Annotated in this window: 1 protein-coding gene; it reads right to left on the minus strand. The window is 45.1% G+C overall.

What is annotated here, in order from left to right:
- On the minus strand, positions 1-233 hold a 233-nt coding region (locus tag HMPREF2979_RS05445), incomplete at both ends, for a hypothetical protein (protein WP_148132227.1).

Consider the following 233-nt stretch of genomic DNA (forward strand, 5'->3'; position numbering starts at 1 on the left):
GGAACGTCATCGTTCATTGGCACACGGCTATCGCCTTCAGTAAATTTAGGCTTACCTGTTTGAGTTTGACCTTGTTTACCTGTTGATGTTGTATCTTCCGCAGTCGGAGTTACCGGTGTCACAGTTGGTGTGTATTTAGCTGTGATCTCAGTTCCGTTCTTATCCACGCGTTTCACTGTTACGCCTGAACCTTCTCCAGTAAATGATTTTTCTGGAACGAAAGTTACGGTTCC

The sequence above is a fragment of the Streptococcus sp. HMSC078H12 genome, assembly GCF_001814615.1.
GTDB lineage: Bacteria > Bacillota > Bacilli > Lactobacillales > Streptococcaceae > Streptococcus > Streptococcus salivarius_F.